At 60.9% G+C, this 18,174-nt stretch carries 21 protein-coding genes; 10 read left to right on the top strand and 11 right to left on the bottom strand.

Annotated features, from left to right (window positions below; translation table 11 throughout):
• Nucleotides 1-5: 5 nt before the first annotated feature.
• From QMO82_RS12685 to QMO82_RS12655, 7 genes are read left to right on the top strand one after another with little or no spacing between them, the layout of a single operon-like run.
• Nucleotides 6-656, top strand: coding sequence for an amino acid ABC transporter permease (locus QMO82_RS12685; RefSeq protein WP_183607184.1), 651 nt, complete (start codon nucleotides 6-8; stop codon nucleotides 654-656).
• A 43-nt stretch (nucleotides 657-699) separates the two neighbouring features.
• Nucleotides 700-1,524 (top strand): transporter substrate-binding domain-containing protein, encoded by an 825-nt coding sequence (locus tag QMO82_RS12680; RefSeq protein WP_183607185.1) that lies wholly within the window; start codon nucleotides 700-702, stop codon nucleotides 1,522-1,524.
• Nucleotides 1,525-1,531: 7 nt separating this feature from the next.
• Nucleotides 1,532-2,305 (top strand): amino acid ABC transporter ATP-binding protein, encoded by a 774-nt coding sequence (locus QMO82_RS12675; RefSeq protein WP_183607186.1) that lies wholly within the window; start codon nucleotides 1,532-1,534, stop codon nucleotides 2,303-2,305.
• A gap of 18 nt (nucleotides 2,306-2,323) precedes the next feature.
• A complete protein-coding gene (locus QMO82_RS12670; protein WP_183607187.1) occupies nucleotides 2,324-3,184 on the top strand; it encodes a shikimate dehydrogenase in 861 nt (286 codons plus the stop codon).
• A gap of 15 nt (nucleotides 3,185-3,199) precedes the next feature.
• A complete protein-coding gene (locus QMO82_RS12665; protein ID WP_180695018.1) occupies nucleotides 3,200-3,568 on the top strand; it encodes a 5-carboxymethyl-2-hydroxymuconate Delta-isomerase in 369 nt (122 codons plus the stop codon).
• Between the two features lie 32 nt (nucleotides 3,569-3,600).
• Complete coding sequence (gene aroQ, locus QMO82_RS12660; protein ID WP_183607188.1) at nucleotides 3,601-4,050, top strand: type II 3-dehydroquinate dehydratase; 450 nt, start codon at nucleotides 3,601-3,603, stop codon at nucleotides 4,048-4,050.
• Nucleotides 4,051-4,052: 2 nt separating this feature from the next.
• Complete coding sequence (locus tag QMO82_RS12655) at nucleotides 4,053-5,090, top strand: Gfo/Idh/MocA family protein (protein WP_183607189.1); 1,038 nt, start codon at nucleotides 4,053-4,055, stop codon at nucleotides 5,088-5,090.
• A gap of 328 nt (nucleotides 5,091-5,418) precedes the next feature.
• On the opposite strand, the gene QMO82_RS12650 is transcribed toward QMO82_RS12655, so the two are convergent.
• The 4 genes from QMO82_RS12650 to QMO82_RS12635 all read right to left on the bottom strand — a co-directional run bounded on the left by QMO82_RS12650 (nucleotide 5,419) and on the right by QMO82_RS12635 (nucleotide 10,264).
• On the bottom strand, nucleotides 5,419-5,652 hold the full coding sequence (locus QMO82_RS12650) for a BolA/IbaG family iron-sulfur metabolism protein (protein WP_007826248.1): 234 nt from the start codon (nucleotides 5,650-5,652) through the stop codon (nucleotides 5,419-5,421).
• 19 nt (nucleotides 5,653-5,671) lie between these two features.
• On the bottom strand, nucleotides 5,672-7,903 hold the full coding sequence (gene purL, locus QMO82_RS12645) for a phosphoribosylformylglycinamidine synthase subunit PurL (RefSeq protein WP_183607190.1): 2,232 nt from the start codon (nucleotides 7,901-7,903) through the stop codon (nucleotides 5,672-5,674).
• A 235-nt stretch (nucleotides 7,904-8,138) separates the two neighbouring features.
• Entirely contained in the window at nucleotides 8,139-8,720 is a 582-nt protein-coding gene (locus QMO82_RS12640) for an acyloxyacyl hydrolase (protein WP_183607191.1), read from the bottom strand.
• 125 nt (nucleotides 8,721-8,845) lie between these two features.
• Nucleotides 8,846-10,264, bottom strand: a complete 1,419-nt coding sequence (locus QMO82_RS12635) for a PLP-dependent aminotransferase family protein (protein WP_183607192.1) — start codon at nucleotides 10,262-10,264, stop codon at nucleotides 8,846-8,848.
• 80 nt (nucleotides 10,265-10,344) lie between these two features.
• Here QMO82_RS12635 and QMO82_RS12630 point away from each other — a divergent pair, with 80 nt between their 5' ends.
• Nucleotides 10,345-10,602 (top strand): DUF1127 domain-containing protein, encoded by a 258-nt coding sequence (locus tag QMO82_RS12630; RefSeq protein ID WP_183607193.1) that lies wholly within the window; start codon nucleotides 10,345-10,347, stop codon nucleotides 10,600-10,602.
• 15 nt (nucleotides 10,603-10,617) lie between these two features.
• Here the strand turns inward: QMO82_RS12630 and QMO82_RS12625 are convergent, their stop codons facing one another.
• From QMO82_RS12625 to QMO82_RS12595, 7 genes are all read right to left on the bottom strand, one after another.
• Nucleotides 10,618-11,010, bottom strand: a complete 393-nt coding sequence (locus tag QMO82_RS12625; RefSeq protein WP_183607194.1) for a hypothetical protein — start codon at nucleotides 11,008-11,010, stop codon at nucleotides 10,618-10,620.
• A 43-nt stretch (nucleotides 11,011-11,053) separates the two neighbouring features.
• Nucleotides 11,054-11,725, bottom strand: coding sequence for a phosphoribosylformylglycinamidine synthase subunit PurQ (gene purQ / locus QMO82_RS12620; protein WP_105006267.1), 672 nt, complete (start codon nucleotides 11,723-11,725; stop codon nucleotides 11,054-11,056).
• On the bottom strand, nucleotides 11,722-12,276 hold the full coding sequence (locus QMO82_RS12615) for an RNA 2'-phosphotransferase (RefSeq protein ID WP_183607195.1): 555 nt from the start codon (nucleotides 12,274-12,276) through the stop codon (nucleotides 11,722-11,724). Before QMO82_RS12615 ends, purQ begins: the two co-directional genes overlap by 4 nt.
• Nucleotides 12,277-12,320: 44 nt before the next feature.
• Nucleotides 12,321-12,563: a phosphoribosylformylglycinamidine synthase subunit PurS gene (gene purS, locus QMO82_RS12610; RefSeq protein WP_097619592.1), complete on the bottom strand. Its 243-nt coding sequence runs from the start codon at nucleotides 12,561-12,563 to the stop codon at nucleotides 12,321-12,323.
• Nucleotides 12,564-12,598: 35 nt separating this feature from the next.
• Nucleotides 12,599-13,363: a phosphoribosylaminoimidazolesuccinocarboxamide synthase gene (gene purC, locus QMO82_RS12605; protein ID WP_003568927.1), complete on the bottom strand. Its 765-nt coding sequence runs from the start codon at nucleotides 13,361-13,363 to the stop codon at nucleotides 12,599-12,601.
• Between the two features lie 295 nt (nucleotides 13,364-13,658).
• Nucleotides 13,659-15,956: a bifunctional diguanylate cyclase/phosphodiesterase gene (locus QMO82_RS12600; protein ID WP_183607196.1), complete on the bottom strand. Its 2,298-nt coding sequence runs from the start codon at nucleotides 15,954-15,956 to the stop codon at nucleotides 13,659-13,661.
• A gap of 98 nt (nucleotides 15,957-16,054) precedes the next feature.
• Nucleotides 16,055-16,609, bottom strand: coding sequence for an alpha/beta hydrolase (locus QMO82_RS12595; RefSeq protein ID WP_097619594.1), 555 nt, complete (start codon nucleotides 16,607-16,609; stop codon nucleotides 16,055-16,057).
• 177 nt (nucleotides 16,610-16,786) lie between these two features.
• Between QMO82_RS12595 and QMO82_RS12590 the strand changes: the two genes are divergently transcribed.
• A complete protein-coding gene (locus QMO82_RS12590) occupies nucleotides 16,787-17,590 on the top strand; it encodes a DUF2189 domain-containing protein (RefSeq protein ID WP_097619595.1) in 804 nt (267 codons plus the stop codon).
• A gap of 102 nt (nucleotides 17,591-17,692) precedes the next feature.
• A complete protein-coding gene (locus QMO82_RS12585; RefSeq protein ID WP_183607197.1) occupies nucleotides 17,693-18,172 on the top strand; it encodes a low affinity iron permease family protein in 480 nt (159 codons plus the stop codon).
• Nucleotides 18,173-18,174: the final 2 nt, after the last annotated feature.

Below are 18,174 nucleotides of genomic sequence, written 5' to 3'. Positions count from 1 at the left end.
CGTTCATGGGTCCCATCGGCGAAAACGAGCTGTTCTTCCTCTTGCAGGGTCTGAAGTGGACTGTGCTGCTGGCCATCATCGGCTTCGTCGGCGGAGGTGTATTTGGAATCCTGATCGCTCTGGTGCGCACGTCGAAGAACCGCTTCGCACGTTTCGTATCGTCGGGCTACATCGCGCTCTTCCAGGGCACGCCGCTCCTGATGCAGCTCTTCGTCGTCTACTACGGCGTCGCGCTATTGGGCGTCGACGTCAATGCATGGATCGCTGTGGCAATCGCGTTCACCCTCCATGCGAGCGCCTTCCTGGGCGAGATCTGGCGGGGCTCGATCGAAGCCGTTCCGAAGGGCCAGACCGAAGCCGCGAACGCACTCGGGCTGCATTACATCTCCCGAATGAGGGACGTTATCCTGCCGCAGGCGCTGAAGATTTCCATGCCTGCAACCATCGGATTTCTCGTTCAGCTGATCAAGGGAACATCGCTCGCCGCAATCGTCGGCTTCATAGAGCTGACCCGTGCCGGACAGATCATTTCGAACCAGACCTACCGCCCGCTGCTCGTCTTTGGGATCGTCGGAATAATCTACTTCATCATTTGTTGGCCTCTCTCCCACATCGGGAGCGGCCTCGAAAAACGGATGGCGAAAGCTGTCCGATAACCTTGCTTCGCCCGAAGCAAAGACCACAGAGGAGGAGAATGGAATGTATAGCAATCGCAGACAAATTCTTGGAATGGCCCTGGCTACGGCCGCCTTCGCCACGGTCGGCGCGGCTGCAGCTTCCGCAGCGACTGTCGAGGAGATCAAGGCCAAGGGCACGATCGTCGTCGGCATTCAGGGCGACAACGCGCCATGGGGCTTCGTCAACACGAGCGGCAAGCAGGACGGATTCGACGCCGATGTCGCGACACTCTTCGCCAAGGAGCTCGGAGTTAAGGTCCAGTTCCAACCGCTTGCCGTCGCCAACCGCATTCCGGCCCTGACCACCGGCAAGGTCGACATCCTGTTCGCCACCATGGCCATGACGGAAGAGCGCGCCAAATCAATCCAGTACAGCAAGCCATACGCGGCGAACACGATCTCACTTTATGCGGCAAAGGCCGATAGCGCAAAAACGCCTGCCGATGTTGCCGGCTGGGAAATCGGCGTGCCGAAGTCCAGCTCGCAGGACAAGGCCATTACCGACGCGATGGGGTCGACGGCCACCATCCGCCGCTTCGACGACGACGCCGCAACCATTCAGGCGCTGGTCTCCGGACAAGTCAAGGCCGTCGGGGGCAACATGTTCTACGGACAGCGGCTCGATGCTGCCAGCGCCGGCACCTACGAGCGCAAGATCGACTTCCTGACGACTTACAATGGCGTTGGGACGCGACTGGGCGAGAAGGACTGGAACGAGGCCGTCAATGCCTTCCTCGACAAGATCAAGGCTAATGGCGAACTTGCAGCCATCACCAAGAAGTGGATGAACATCGATCTGCCGACGTTCCCGGAATCCATCCCCAACATCCCGTTCACCGTCAAGTAAAGCATATATGGAGGGCGCCGTGCTCAGTTCCGCTAATGATCAGTCGACATTGATATCTCTTGATAGAGTGGAGAAATGGTACGGCTCCTTCCATGCGCTGAAAAACATCAGCCTGTCGGTTCGCAAAGGCGAGAAGATCGTACTTTGCGGACCTTCGGGTTCCGGCAAGTCGACGTTGATACGCTGCATCAACGCTCTCGAGCTGATCCAGGAAGGCAGGATTGTCGTCGAGGGACAGTTGCTCGACGGCACAAGCAAGGCGGTTGATGCCATTCGGCGCGAAGTCGGGATGGTGTTCCAGAACTTCAATTTGTTCCCGCACATGACCGTTCTGCAGAACTGCGCGCTTGCGCCTATGAGGGTCCGCGGAACCAGCCGGGCCAACGCCGAGAGGCTGGCGAGAAAGTACCTCGAACGGGTTCGAATCCTTGATCAGGCGGAGAAGTATCCCGCTCAGCTCAGCGGAGGGCAGCAACAGCGTGTCGCCATTGCCCGGGCGCTCTGCATGGAACCCAAGGCGATGTTGTTCGACGAACCGACATCGGCGCTCGATCCGGAAATGGTGAAGGAAGTGCTGGACACGATGATCGGTCTCGCACGCGACGGCATGACCATGATCTGCGTCACCCATGAAATGGGCTTCGCCCGTCAGGTTGCAGACAGGGTCATCTTCATGGCTTCCGGCGAGATCATAGAGGAGGCCGAGCCCGAGGTCTTCTTCAAGTCTCCGAAGCATGAGCGCACCAAGGCTTTCCTTGGCGAGATCCTCGCACATCACTGAGCTGATGGGGCTATCGAAATGAACAACAACAAATTCCTCGTCGGTCTGATCGGGGCCGACATCCAGATGTCGAAGTCGCCCGCACTGCACGAAACCGAGGCGCGGCACTTGGAACTGGATTACCATTACGAGCTCGTCGATTTCGCCGTGCGCAGTTTACCCGCTTCTGCGCTGCCTGAATTGCTCGTAGAACTCGAAGACCGCGGCTTCGCAGGAAGCAACATCACGCACCCGTGCAAGCAGACGGTCATCGCCCATCTTAGCAGCCTGTCCGAGGACGCCGAGATGCTCGGAGCAGTCAACACAGTCGTGTTTCGGGATGGAGAGCGGATCGGGCACAATACGGACTGGTATGGCTTCTACAAGAATTTCGAGCGCGGTATGCCCGGTGTCGCCAAAACTCATGCCGTCCTGCTCGGCGCAGGCGGCGCAGGGGTCGCCGTAGCGCACGCGGCAATCAAGCTCGGTATCGCGATGCTCTCGATCTTCGACCAGGACACAAATCGCGCCGCCGCGCTTGCCGATCAGCTCAACCGACGCTTTTCAAGAACCTGCGCGCAGCCGGTCAGGGAAGTCGGTGCGGCGCTCGCTTCGGCCGACGGGCTGATTCACGCTACGCCGACGGGCATGCGAAGTCATCCGGGTCTCCCGATCGAACCGGAATGGCTTCATCCACGTCACTGGGTCGCCGATATCGTCTACATGCCGCTCGTGACCGAACTTCTGGCCCTGGCAGAGAAGAGGGGGTGCAGGACCTTGCCGGGCGGCGGCATGACCGTGTTCCAGGCCGCGGCGGCCTTTGAACTGTTCACGGGTGTAAAACCGGATGCGGAACGCATGTCGCGTCACTTCGAAGAATTGTGCCGAGCTCCAGCCTGACCGGGAGAACATGCCTTGCCGCACATCATTATCGACTATAGCCAGGGTGCTGCCGAACGGGTGGCGATCGATGAATTGACCAGAGCGGTCCACCATCGGGTGCGCGACGGAGGCCTGGTCAAGCCCACTGCCGTGCGGACCTTCGCCAGGGAGGCGACCTTCTCCTGCGTCGGGGACGAACATCCGGACAATCACTTCATCCAGATAGTCGTCCGCGTGGCGCCTGGCCGGCCGGCTGAGACGAAGCGGGAGTTGTTGAAGGCTGTCCTCGAAGCGGCGCGCGATGTCGCGGCCCCCGCGCTGCAAGCGGGCCGGCTGGGGCTGCGGGCCGATCTTTACGAATCCGATCCGGATTTCGCATTCCAGGAAATAGCGTTTGCCTGAGCTTGGCAACGCCCCTCACAAGGACAATTGCAATGAGCCTGATCTACGTTCTCAACGGCCCAAACCTGAATTTGCTCGGCAAGCGTCAGCCTGACATCTATGGTCACGAGACGCTGGCCGACGTCGAGGCAGACTGCCGGAAACTGGCCTCGGAACTCGGCCACGAGATCCGTTTCCACCAGAGCAACCGTGAATATGAAATCATCGACTGGATCCACGAAGCGCGCGAAGACGGAGTCGGCATCATCATCAATCCGGCTGCATTCACGCACACGTCGCTTGCCATCCTCGACGCCTTGAACACGTTCGAGGGTCCCATCATCGAGATCCATATCTCCAACGTGCATAAGCGCGAAAGCTTCCGTCATCATTCCTTCGTTTCCCACCGCGCCGACGGCGTCATCGCCGGTCTTGGTACGGAAGGCTATCAGCTCGGAATCCGCCGCATCGCGACGATGCTCAAGGCGCCGAAGAAGGACTGACAATGGCTCCCGCAGTCAAACTGGCGGTCCTCGGCGCGGGGCTTATCGGAAGGCGTCACATCAAACACGTGCTGGACGAACCGATGGCGGAGCTTGTCGCGATCGTCGACCCGACCCCGGTTGGAAAGGTGATCGCAAGTGAGGTCGGCGCTAAATGGTTTTCGACCTTCGCTGAAATGATCGCCGCAGCTCGCCCTGACGGCGTCATCATCGCGACGCCCAACCAGATCCATGTCAGGAACGGCTTTGAGGCCGTAGAGGCCGGCATCCCGGCATTGATCGAGAAGCCAATCGCCGACGACATTGCCGCCGGCGAAGAGCTCATCGCGGCGGCGGCGGCCAAAGGAATCCCGTTGCTGACCGGACATCATCGCCGACATAATCCGATGATGCAAAAAGCTAAACAGATCATCGAAAGCGGAAAGCTCGGGCGGATACTGGTCGTGAATGCGATGTTCTGGCTATTCAAGCCGGACGAATACTTCGATATTGCCTGGCGGCGCGAACGCGGAGCGGGGCCAATCTTTCTCAACCTGATCCACGACATCGACAACCTTCGCTACCTATTCGGGGAGGTCACTGCGGTCCAGGCACGCGAATCCAACGCGGTTCGCGGAAACGCCGTTGAGGAGACCGCGGTGATCCTCATCGAGTTCAAGAACGGAATTCTCGGTTCTGCTTCCGTTTCGGATTCCGTTGTCGCGCCCTGGAGTTGGGAGATGACGACCGGCGAAAACCCCGCTTATCCTAAAACTGAGGAGGCCTGCTACATGATCGGCGGCACCCACGGGTCGCTGTCGGTGCCGTCACTCAACATGTGGAGCAATCCCGGCAACAGGGGCTGGATGGAACCGTTCGAATGTAATCGCGCCAAAATTGAGAACGAGGATCCGCTCGTCCTGCAGATACGCCAGCTTTGCAGGGTCATCAGAGGCGAGGAAGCACCGCTGGTGAGCGGACGAGAGGGACTGGAAACCTTGAAGGTTATCGACGCCGTGAAGCGATCCGCCGCAGCGGGTCAGCGTATCAGCCTGATCTAAATGGTTGCGCGCCAGCTTAAGGCGGTCGCAACTCGCGCGAACGATCTTACGCCATCTCGCGTGAGGTGATGCTGGACCTCTCTGGAACACGGCCACAGGTCCGTCATCCTTATGGACGGGCGCGACGCCGCGAGGACACCCTTGAGCATAAGGACACGCGCGCGCTGTGACAGGCACAGGAACGGGGAGGTTGAAGTACGGCGCACAACGAGTCCGGACGCCTTTGTCATCTGGAACCGCTTTGCAGAGAACCAAAGACCCGGCAGGAAGGAATCCTTCCACCCGGGTCTGTTTCATTTCAAAGCGTCAACCGGCCGAAGCTGGCATGTCAATCCGGCGCGGAGGTCTGCAACGCCAGCGCGTGCAGTATGCCGCCCATATTGCCCTTCAGCGCCTCGTAGACCATCTGGTGCTGCTGCACGCGGCTCTTGCCGCGGAAGGCTTCGGCGACGACTTCGGCGGCGTAGTGATCGCCGTCGCCCGCCAGATCGCGGATCGTCACCTTGGCACCGGGAATCCCAGCCTTGATCATGTCTTCGATATCGCCGGGTTTCATGGCCATGATCGTTACTCCTTGCGCATCATTCCGCGGCCAATTCGCCGCGGCCTTCCATGAAATCAGGGAACCACGATTCATGGGCATCGCGCAATTGCTGAATCGGCAGCGAGATGAGATCGCCGACGATGAGCGCCGTTCCCCCGACCGTGCCGAGACGGCGGAAGGGAACGCCGCCACCTTCGGCATTGACGCAGACGAAATCGGCGACATCGGCAGGCAACGTCAGCACGTAGCGGGCCTGATCCTCGCCGAAGAGCAGCGCATGCGGCGCGCCCTTGCCTTCGCTCAGATCAATCGTCAGGCCTTTGCCCGAGGCCATCGCCATTTCAGCGAGCGCCACGGCAAGGCCGCCAGAGGAGATGTCGTGGCAAGCGGTCGCCTGGCCGTTGCGGATGACGGAGCGGACGAAATCGCCGTTGCGGCGCTCGGCAAACAGATCCACCTCCGGCGCCGGACCTTCGCGGCTGGAAAGCACGTCTCTGACATAGACGGATTGGCCGAGATGGCTGCCGTCGACACCGATCATGATGACCCTATCGCCATCGTTGGCGGCGCCGATGCGGGCCATCTTGCGCCAGTCCGGCAGCAGGCCGACGCCCGCGATCGTCGGGGTCGGCAGGATGGCGACGCCGTTGGTCTCGTTGTAGAGCGAGACGTTGCCTGACACGATCGGGAAGTCGAGCGCGCGGCAGGCCTCGCCGATGCCCTTCACCGCCTGAACGAACTGGCCCATGATCTCGGGCTTTTCGGGATTGCCGAAATTGAGGTTGTCGGTGGCGGCGAGCGGTTCGGCGCCTGTTGCGGTGATGTTGCGCCAGCATTCGGCGACCGCCTGCTTGCCGCCTTCGAAGGGGTCTGCCTCGACATAACGCGGAGTGACGTCGGAAGAGAAGGCGAGCGCCTTGGAGGGATGGCCGTCGACGCGCACAACGCCGGCATCGCCGCCCGGAAGCTGCAGCGAATTGCCTTGGATCAGCGTGTCGTATTGCTCATAGACCCAGCGGCGGCTCGACTGGTTGGCGGAGCCGACGAGCTGAAGCAGCGCCTGGCCGTAATCCTCAGGTGCGGCGACGAGATTGGCGGGCAGGGGCGCCTGCTTGCCGGATTCGCGCCAGGGGCGGTCATATTCCGGCGCCTGGTCGCCGAGATCCTTGATCGGCAGGTTGGCGACTTCCTCGCCCTGATGCATGACGCGGAAGCGCAGATCGTCGGTCGTCTTGCCGACGATGGCGAAATCGAGGCCCCACTTGACGAAGATTGCCTTGGCTTCCTCTTCCTTCTCCGGCTGCAATACCATGAGCATGCGCTCCTGGCTTTCCGACAACATCATTTCGTAGGCCGTCATTCTCTCTTCGCGAACCGGCACCTTGTCGAGCTCAAGCAGGATGCCGAGATCGCCCTTGGCGCCCATTTCGACGGCCGAGCAGGTGAGGCCGGCCGCACCCATGTCCTGGATGGCGATGACGGCGCCGGTTTTCATCAATTCCAGGCAGGCTTCCAGCAGGCACTTTTCGGTGAAGGGGTCGCCGACCTGAACGGTCGGGCGCTTTTCCTCGATCGATTCGTCGAATTCGGCCGAGGCCATCGTCGCGCCGCCGACGCCGTCGCGGCCGGTCTTGGCGCCGAGATAAACCACAGGCAAACCGACGCCCTTGGCTTCGGAGAGGAAGATGGCGTTGGATTTGGCAATACCGGCGGCAAAGGCGTTAACGAGGATGTTGCCGTTGTAGCGGGCGTCGAACTCGACTTCGCCGCCGACCGTCGGCACGCCGAAGGAATTGCCGTAACCGCCGACGCCGGAGACGACGCCGGAGACCAGATGACGGGTCTTGGGATGATCCGGCTCGCCGAAGCGCAGGGCGTTCATCGCCGCGATCGGGCGCGCACCCATGGTGAAGACATCGCGCAGAATGCCGCCGACGCCGGTCGCAGCACCTTGATAAGGCTCGATATAGGAGGGGTGGTTGTGGCTCTCCATCTTGAAGACGACGCAATCGCCGTCATCGATATCGACAACACCGGCATTTTCACCCGGGCCCTGGATGACGCGCGGCCCCTTGGTCGGCAGCGTGCGCAGCCATTTCTTCGAGGATTTGTAGGAGCAGTGCTCGTTCCACATGGCCGAGAAGATGCCGAGCTCGGTGAAGCTCGGTTCGCGGCCGATCAGATCCAGAATACGCTGGTACTCGTCTGGCTTCAGGCCATGGCTTGCAATGAGTTCCGGCGTGATCGGGATGGTGTTTGGAATGGTCATGAGCTCTCGAAAGTCCCTGCCGTTGCGCGTTTTCCGCTCTTTAACCTATGTAGGGACGGCGCGCGACAGGAAAATGCCCGCCGTCAACAGCGGGCAGGCAACTTCTTCCTTACGATGAAAAGCGGTCGCTGCCTAAAGCATGTCGCGCAAAAGCGTGCAGCGGTTTTGCGATAACGACATGCGCAAAAGCAAGACCTAAAGCGTAAGGAGCGAATCTGAAAGATTGCGACACGCTTTAGAATTTGTAGCCGATCTGCAGACCGGCGCGCGTCATGCCGTCGTTCGGCCCATCGCAGAGATTGGCATGCGAGGAGTGGGCGACCTGGGCCATGACGTTCCAGTGGGTGCTGAAACGATAGCCGGCGCCCAGATATTCGTGGAAGAGGACGCGACAGCCGAGTTCCGGGCCGTCATCATCGCCCTCGAGATCGCCGGTATGGATGACGCCGCCGAAACCGGCTTCGGCAAAAAGCTTCTCGTTGAAATCGACCGTCCAGGTGAAGCCGCTGAAGAACTGGCTGGCCTCGCCTGACGTGCCGATCGAGGTGCCGAGATGCACACGAGGATGCAGTAGCTGTTGCTGCCAGCCGACCGCCGTATCGTAGCCGAAGGGATCGAAGAGAGCGGTAATCTCCGGAAAGACGCCGTCTTCCCTGGAATGGCCCGATTGTACCGAGGTCGAGGCGCCGAAGCGCAATTCATCGAATATCTGCTCGCCGGCATTTGCCGAGCCGGCCATTGTCGGCATGCCGACCACCACTGCCACTGACGCAATACCCAACAAGCGCAGAGCGACCCTTCCGAAGTCGATCCTCATCTGCTGTCCTTATGATTCCGTTCACCCGGCGGAATGACAAAGAGCTAACACGAAGGTCCGATTCGCGACGTATTCGGGGCAGGCTCAGGCATTTTTTTCGATTTATGACGTGTATTTGCAACAGGTCATATTTCACCGTCATAGGCGGAGCCGCCGTTTTCCAATAGCCGGCGCAGGATCATCAGGCCGGAGACCAGCTCCTGTCCCGTCTTCGGAGAGGAAAAACCGATGCGAACGCGGTGATAGGTCTTCTCGCCGCGCGCCGCCTTGAACTCGTCCTCGTCGTCGACCAGCACGCCGTCGCGGTAGGCGGCGTTCTTGAAGGTGCCGGACATCCAGGGTTCCGGCAGTTTCAGCCAGAGGAAGGGCGCATGCGGGTGCGATTCGAATTCGAAGCCCTGCAACTGTTCGCGGGCGAGCCGGACGCGCCTGGAGAGCTCCTCGACACTTGCCTTGCGGATCTCGTGCGCCATGCCGCTTTCGACCAAGCGGGCGCAGGTCTCGGCCAGGATGAAGGGCAGGCCGCCGGTGATCATCCTGTGCGTCACCCTGATGCGCTGGGCAAAATGCGGCGGGCAGGCGACCCAGCCGCCGCGCACGCCGGCGGCGACCGATTTCGACAGTCCGTTGACGAGGAAGGTGCGGTCGGGCGCCAGCGAGGCGAGAAGCGGTGTGTCGTCGCCGGCCATGCCGCCATAAAGGTCGTCCTCGATCAGCCAGACGCCGTGTTTCCTGGCGATTGCCGCGATTGCCGCGCGCCGCTCATAAGGCATGATCGACACCGTCGGATTGTGGACGGTCGGCATCAGGAAGGCGATCTTCGGGTGCTGCTGCTGGCAGAGCCGCTCGAAATCCTCGGGGATGACACCGAGCTCATCGGAATCAACAGTCAGCGTGCGCCGGCCGATAAGGCGGGCGCTGCGGCTGACCTGGGTATAGGTGAGATTCTCGAAGACGATCTTGTCGCCGGGCGCCGAGACGGCGGCGATGACTGATATTGCCGCCGCATGGGCGCCGAGAGTCGGTACGATGTTTGCGGCCTCCGGCGTCCAGCCGCTGCGGGCAAGCCAGAGGCGGCCAGCCTCGAACCAATTCTGCGGAAAATTGCGCGAATAGGAGGAGATCTCGGAGAAATGCTGCTCGCCGATCTCGGCAAGGATACCCGCGATGACCTTGCCCTGGCCGAGATCGGGGGCGGCTGTCGTATCGAAGCGGATCTTGTTTGGCGGCGCATCCTGGACGCGGGTACCGCCAAGCGAGATGGTCAGCGGATCGATCTGTTCGCCGGGCGGCGTCTCGGAGCGGTTCAGCACATAGGTGCCGCGCCCCACTTCGCCAGCGACCAGGCCGCGCTCGTGCACCAGCGCGTAGGCGCGGCCGATCGTGCCGATCGTCACGCCGATATCATAAGCGAGGTTGCGCTGCGGCGGCAGTTTGCTGCCGGCGGGCAGGGCGCCGCTTGATATGGCGGTTTCGATGCTGTCCGCCAGCCGGAGATAGACCGGCCCGGACCCTCGGGAAATATCGGGAAGCCAATTTGTCATGGTGACAATTGCATATATTGTCACATTGTACCTGTCAAGAGTAAGAGACAATCCAACGGACGAACCAAGAGGATTCTGGAATGTCTGCCTTACCTGAGATGAAAATGCCGATTGTACCGATTGTTTCCTACGAAGACAGGAGACAAATTGTCCTGCCGACCACGCCTGCCGAGGAGCCGACGCGTCTCGGTCGGATCTGGGCCGCCATTCTTCTCTGGCATCAGAAGCGGGAAGGCCGGCGCGCACTGAGAGGCCTGACGGCGACCGAGCTCAAGGATATCGGGGTGTCGCAGTCGGATGCGGCACGCGAAGTCAGCAAGTCGTTTTTCTGGGATTGATCGTGATCGGAGCGATCAGCTGCAGGCCTTGTTGCCTGCCGACCAGCGATTGACGTCGGCGGTGATGCGGCCGGCGACCGGCTCCTGCATCATCGGACCGAAAGCCTGCAGGTGCGACGGGCTTCCCTCGGCCTGCACGACGAGCAATGGCCGGCTTTCCGGGCTGCCCTTGTGGACGAGCAGGATGCGCGGCCGGCCGGAGAAGGAATTGAGCTCCGGCGCGAGCTTATAGGCAGCAAAAGCCGGATCGCCCGATTTGAACCAGCAGGCATTGGCGCTGAGCGCCACGCGTTCCATCGTCGGCAGCGCGCTGCGGTTCGGGCCCGTCGTGGGCGCCGGCGTCTGGCAGGCTGTCACCGTGGCTGCGAGAGCGGTCAGCAGGGCGGCGTTTGCGAGGCGAGGGCGCATCGATCTTGCTCCAGATCCGGATGAGAGATTTTGAGTTCAGGGCTCAGGCGGCGATGACGTCGAGCGCCGAAGCAAAGAGGCCACGGCCGTCCGAACCGCCATGGGCGGCCTCGATCAGGTTCTCGGGATGCGGCATCATGCCGAGCACGTTGCCCTTTTCATTCATGACGGCGGCGATATCGTTGATCGAGCCGTTCGGATTGGTGCCCTCGGCATAACGGAAGACCACCTGGCCATTGCCTTCGATCGCAGCCAGCGTCGCTTCGTCGGCGAAATAATTGCCGTCGTGATGGGCGACCGGGCAGCGGATGACCTGACCCTGCGCATAGGCGCGGGTGAAATCCGTCTCGGCATTGACGACTTCCAGCTTGATCTCGCGGCAAACGAATTTCAGCGAGGAATTGCGCATCAGCGCGCCGGGCAGCAGGCCGGCCTCGACGAGAATCTGGAAGCCATTGCAGACACCGAGCACCTTCACGCCCTTTGCAGCCTTGTCGATGATCGCCTGCATGACCGGCATGCGGGCGGCGATCGCGCCGCAGCGCAGATAGTCGCCGTAAGAGAAGCCGCCGGGGATGACGATCAGGTCGACATCGGGGATCTCGGTCTCCGTCTGCCAGATCGTCACCGGTGGCTGGCCGGAGATCTTGGTCAAGGCGGCGATCATGTCGCGGTCGCGGTTGAGGCCCGGAAGTTGAACGACGGCTGATTTCATGGGGTCCCTGCGTCTAGCGAAAGATATTGAACTGGAACGCTTTCGGCGAGCCATACTCCATTGTCGGAGACAAAGAAAGAATGACCCTCAGAAAACATGCGGGCCGCATCGACGCGCAGGATGAGATGTTCACCCTTGCGGCGCATTGCGACGATTTTCGCGGTTTCGACATCCGCTGAGAGATGAACGTGGTGCCGTTGCATCTTCTTCAAGCCTTCGCGCTCGATCGACGGCCAGCTCGTCAGAGACGTGCCGTGAAAAAGAGCGGCAGGCGGCTCAACCCGGTTCAATGCGAGATCGACGTCGACACTATGACCTTGGTTGGCGCGAATTCTGTTATCGGCGAGGGTGAAGCGCTTCTTCGGATTGTTTTCGACAATCTCGATAATATCGGCGCGGGAAACCTCATATTTCGACGTCAGAGCTTTTTCGAGCGCATCGAACGACACCCAGCCCTCGGCATCAAGCGTCAAGCCCGCAGATTCCGGCGCATGACGCAAAACATAGCTCATATATTTCGAGACTTCCGTCTCCAGCTTTGCTTCCATCATGACGCCAAATCCTCAAAGTCCGCCGGACGACGGGGCTGTGATCGTCAATCGATCGCGATCGCGTAATTCTCGATCACCGTATTGGCGAGCAGTTTTTCGCACATGGCCTTGAGGTCGGCTTCCGCCTTGGCCTTGTCGGCGCCCTCCAGTTCAAGGTCGAAGACCTTGCCCTGTCTGACATGGCCGACGCCCGAGAAGCCGAGGGCACTGAGCGCACCCTCGATAGCCTTGCCCTGCGGATCGAGAACGCCGTTTTTCAGCGTGACGGTGACACGAGCCTTGATCACTTTGTCTTTCCTGCCTTACTTGACCAGACGATCTTTTACTTAACCAAAACGGGACCGGTGCCGCGCACAGGCTCGTTTTCATTGATGATGCCGAGACGGCGCGCAACTTCGGAATAGGCTTCGAGCAGCCCGCCGAGATCGCGGCGGAAACGATCCTTGTCCATCTTCTCGTGGGTCTCGATATCCCAGAGCCGGCAGCTGTCCGGCGAGATCTCGTCGGCGAGGATGATGCGCATCAGATCGCCTTCGAACAGGCGGCCGCATTCGATCTTGAAGTCGACGAGCTGGATGCCGACGCCGAGGAACAGGCCGGTCATGAAGTCGTTGACGCGGATGGCAAGCGCCATGATGTCGTCGAGCTCGGCGGGGTTAGCCCAGCCGAAGGCAGTGATGTGCTCTTCGGAGACCATCGGATCGTCGAGCGCGTCGGACTTGTAATAGAATTCGATGATCGAGCGCGGCAGGACCACGCCTTCATCGATCCCGAGGCGCTTGGCGAGCGAACCGGCGGCGACGTTGCGCACGACGATCTCCAGCGGGATCATCTCCACTTCCTTGATCAGCTGCTCGCGCATGTTGAGCCGGCGGATGAAATGAGTAGGGATGCCGATCTTGTTCAGATGGCTGAAGATATATTCGGAAATGCGATTGTTGAGGACGCCCTTGCCATCGATGACTTCGTGTTTCTTCTTGTTGAAGGCAGTGGCATCGTCCTTGAAAAACTGGATCAAAGTGCCCGGTTCGGGGCCCTCATACAGAATCTTTGCCTTGCCCTCGTAGATACGGCGGCGACGGTTCATCGTGGTCATTCTCTGTTGTTGGCGCTCTTGGGATAGCGCGAGTGGATCGATCTCGTGGCGTCCCCTTAAAGGAAAAGAGTGGGTTTCACAATCCGCCTGTCGCTCCTTCCCCGGTTTCGGATTCTCTTGGCCCCGGTTTCGGATTTTCTTGGCCCCGGTTTCCGAATTTCCTGGCCCCGGTTTCCGATTCTACGGAATACCGCCAAGAGAATCGAATGAATTCGCAAGATGAGTCTAGCGCCTTTTCCTCTACGGTGAAATGACGGCGAAATGGCGGGCTGCTTGTGGCAGGTTTTTATTTGGCAGCTCTGCTTCGCAACGCGCGACGAAGCTGCGTCTGCAAGGCGCGAGCGGCGGTTTGCCCGTGGCGCCAACTTCCGCCGCGGATGAAGGAGGGGATCTGCATGGCCGGCATCGGCCGGGCGAGCGCGTAGCCCTGCAGCGTGTCGCAGTCGAGCTCTTCGAGAATGCGGATATGATCCGCCGTCTCAACACCCTCGGCGATGACGAGAATGCCAAGCGAGCGGCCGATATCGATGATCGAGCCGACCAGTTTGCGCTGCTCGGCCGATTGCGGCAGCATGCGGATCAGCTCGCGGTCGATCTTCAGCGTCTTCGGACTCAAGCGCAGCAGGCTGACGATCGAGGCGTGGCCGGTGCCGAAATCATCGATCTGGATGTCGATGCCGAGTTTGCGCAGCTTTTTCAGATTGGCGGCCACCGCCTCATCGCAATCGTCGAGCGAGATCGATTCCAGCAGTTCGAAGGAGATGGTGCCAGGCGTGATCTTCAGGGCGCGGAGCTTCTTGCCGAGATCGGGATCGGCAAGCCGCCTGGCGGAAACGTTGACCGATATTTTCGGCACCGGCAGCCCGTCCTTGATCCAGGCGCGGCGGTCGGCAAGGGCGCGCTCCAGGATCAGGGCATCGATGGTCGAAACGACGTCGAGATCCTCGGCGATATCGAGGAAGCGATCGGGCGTCAGCAGCCCGTGCACTGGGTGCTGCCAGCGGGCAAGTGTTTCGACGCCCACGACATCGAGCGTGCGGGCATCGAACTGCAGCTGATAGAAGGGCACGAATTCATTGCGCTCGAGGCCGATCAGGATCTCGTCGGCAAGGTGCTTGGCGGAGATGATGTCGCGGCGGGCAGCGGCCGAGAAAAACTCGAAGCGGTTGCGACCGAGGCCCTTGGCGCGATAAAGCGCGATATCGGCATCGAGCAGCGTCTGCTTGGCATCGAGCTTCGGCCCGCTGTCGATGGCAATGCCGATACTGGCGCCGAAACGGCAGTCGTGCCCCTCGTACCGGACGGGTTTGCGCAATTCGCGAATGATACGTTGAGCAAGGCCGGCGATCTTCTTCGACCCGGGATCGACGATGCAGAGGATGACGAACTCGTCACCGCCGATGCGGGCGACGAAATCGGCGGCGCGGACGGAATTTCCGAGCACGCTTGCGGCATGCTTGAGCATGGCGTCGCCCGCCCGGTGGCCGAGCGTGTCGTTGATCTGCTTGAAACGGTCGAGATCGATATGCAGGATCGCCAGCCCAAGGCCCTTGGCCCGGCACTCGGCCGAGCGCTCATCCAGCATCTTGTCGAGATAGCGGCGGTTCGGCAGGCTGGTGAGATAATCGTGCAGCGCCAGGTGCTCGATGCTCTCCTTGGCGGCTTCGAGTTCGCGATTGCGGGCCTCGGCCAGATCCTTGGCGCGCTGCAACTCGTTTCGGAGCGCGACCTCCGCGGTGACGTCCCAATTGGCGCCGATCAGCTTGCGGTGGCCGTTGCCGTCGATGAAGAAGGCCGAGCGGGCGCGGATGACACGTTCGACGCCGTCGCCGCGAATGATGCGGTATTCCTGCTGGAAATCACTGCCGCTTTCGACGCTACGGTCGGACAGGCCCAGCACGCGCTCGCGGTCCTCGGGATGCAGACTTTTCGCCCAGGCGTCGCTGGCGATCTGGCGCGCGGCGCCCTGCAGTCCGTAAATGGCGATGAGGCGGTCGTCCCATTCGACCGTATCATTGTCGATATCCGCCTCGAAAACGCCGATGCGGGAAATCTCCAGCGCCAGTTCGAGCCGGCGCGACAGACGCGACAGCGTCTCCTCGGCCTCCTTGCGGGCGGTAATATCGGTATCCGTGCCGACGATGCGCGTCGGCACGCCGTTCTCGTCCCATTCCACGCAGGCGCCGCGGCAGTCGATCCAGATCCAGTGGCCGTCCCGGTGGCGTTCGCGATATTCGAAAATCTGGAAATCCCGGTCGCCGGCATTTTGCCGCTCGATGGCATGGACGACGAAATCGCGATCATCGGGGTGGACGAGCTGCAGCCAGGCCTCGTAATCGCCGGCGGTCTCCTCGTCGGGCGCCATGCCGCGCATGGTCTTCCACGTCTGCGAGTAATATTTTCGGCCGAGACGAAAGTTGTGATCCCATACGCCGAGGCCCGAGCCGACGAGCGCATGGTTCCATCGACTTTCCCGATCCGCCAGATCGGATTCGTCGGCCGCCCCGTTGCCGACGCCTGTCTCAGCCGTTGCGGCCTCGCCATGCGGATCCTCGGCCTTTGGATGGGCTTTCTTCACGGGCATTCTCGCTTATTTCAATCTTCGTGCAGTCTGCTGTCATTCCATTAAGAAAGACTTAGAAAGCACTTGCTGAACTAGCGAGGAGGCGGGTTTTCCTTCAATCAGATGGAGAGCCGGCTGAGGAACTGGGCGAAGACCATCGTGCCTTCCGGCCAGGGGCCATGACCGGAATCAGCGTTGATATGACCGGCTTCCCCGGCATCGACGAGGAAGGAGCCCCAGCTGCTGGCGATTTCGTCGGCATGTTCGTAAGAGCCGAACGGATCGTTGCGGCTGGCCACCGTGATCGAGGGGAAGGGCAGCGGATCGCGGGGATAGGGTCCGAAGGTCATCAGGTGCTTCGGGCGGATGTTGGGATTGGCGACATCCGGCGGGGCAACGAAGAAGGCGCCCGCCACCGGCTTGCGGAAATGCGGGATGGCATGAATGGCCGAGGCCACGCCGAGCGAATGGGCGACGAGGATGACCGGGCGGGTCGAGGCGTTCACCTCCTCGGCGATACGGGCGATCCAGTCTTCGCGGACCGGCTTCGTCCATTCGGCCTGTTCGACGCGCCGCGCCGTGCTGAGTTTTGCCTCCCAGCGGCTCTGCCAGTGGCTCGGGCCGGAATTGGTGTAGCCGGGGATGATGAGGATATCTGCGTCTGAGGCTTTCATAGTGCCGCCGATGTGAGAAAGCTTGCCCAAGATGTCAAGAGGGGATGTGAAAGCGAGAGAGCGACACGGGCGCTGAGCTTTGCTATATTGCTCCAGTGCCGGTTGCGGATTTCGTGTCGGCTTGCCCGCCGATGCGCGTCCGCCGCCGACCAGGTCTCGGCTGAGGAGGAGAAAGCCATGGCGGCATTTCATGTCATGACGGGTGCTGGCGAAAGCTTCGCGCGGCCCGTGGTCAATCGCATCGGTATCGCCGACGTCTTCGACGCGCTGAAGCGCGGATACGAGGATTTTATGGAGAAACCGTCCCACTACGTGTTCCTGTGCCTGATGTATCCGATCGCCGGCGTCTTCCTGACGCTGTGGACCTCGGGCGCCAACCTCCTACCGATGGTCTTCCCGCTTATGGCGGGTTTCGTGCTGATCGGCCCGATTGCAGCGATTGGCCTCTATGAAATCAGCCGCCGGCGCGAGGCCGGCCTCGACACGTCCTGGACGCATGCGCTCGACGTGCGCCATTCGCCGGCGCTGCCATCGATCATCGCGGTCGGGCTGATGCTTTGCGGCCTTTTCGTCGTCTGGCTGGTGACGGCGCAGACTCTCTACAGCAATCTGCTCGGCGAAGTGTTTCCGCGCAGCATGGCGGATTTCTTCCGCCAGGTCTTCGGCACGCCCGAAGGCATGCAGTTGATCATCTGGGGCAATCTGATCGGCTTCGTCTTTGCGCTCGTCGTGCTGGCGATTTCAGTCATCACCTTTCCGCTGTTGCTCGACCGTGATGTCGGTGCCGTTTCCGCCGTCGTCGCCTCGATCCGCGCCACGGTCGCCAATCCGGTGCCGGTGCTGCTCTGGGGCCTCATCGTCGCAGCGCTGCTCGTCATCGGTACGATCCCGGTCTTTGCCGGGCTTGCGCTCGTCATCCCGATCCTCGGCCATGCGACCTGGCATCTCTATCGCAAGCTGATTGCGCGGGAAGCCGCGTAATCGCAAGTACGTGCCCCCGGGAATCTCGGATCCCCGGGGGAACCTCAAGCCGGCCTCGGCGTTTTTAGAAAGCGGAGTTCGAGGAAGGATTCAGAGGTTACGATGAAGCATCTGTTCGCCCACTTCGCGACCAAGACATCGGAATGGGCGGGCAAACCCGTCATCTTCATTCTGGCGCTGACCGCCGTCATCCTCTGGGCCTTACTTGGCCCTTTCTTCGATTATTCGGAAACCTGGCAGCTGGTCATCAATACCGCCACAACGATCGTCACCTTCCTGATGGTTTTCGTGCTGCAGAACGCCCAGACGCGTGACACAAGGGCGATCCAGGCCAAGCTCAATGAAATCATCCTGACGAGCCATGCCGAGAACCGTTTCATCGGCATCGAAAATCTCGATGAAGAGGAGTTGAAGCGTCTCGACGAGTTGGTCGCCAAGGCCGCCAAGGGCCGGGGCGAGACGGAGGTATGTAGGACAGAGGAAGTGGTGAAAGCGGCGCCGTTGAAAAAGGCGGAGGCACGCAAACGTTCTGTGGTTGCTAAAGCGCCGAAGCAAAAACAGCGGCCGCTTGAGAAAAGCTGAAC

This window comes from Rhizobium sp. BT04 (assembly GCF_030053135.1).
In the GTDB taxonomy this organism is placed as follows: Bacteria; Pseudomonadota; Alphaproteobacteria; order Rhizobiales; family Rhizobiaceae; genus Rhizobium; species Rhizobium binxianense.
This window is presented reverse-complemented; position numbering and strand designations above follow the sequence as displayed.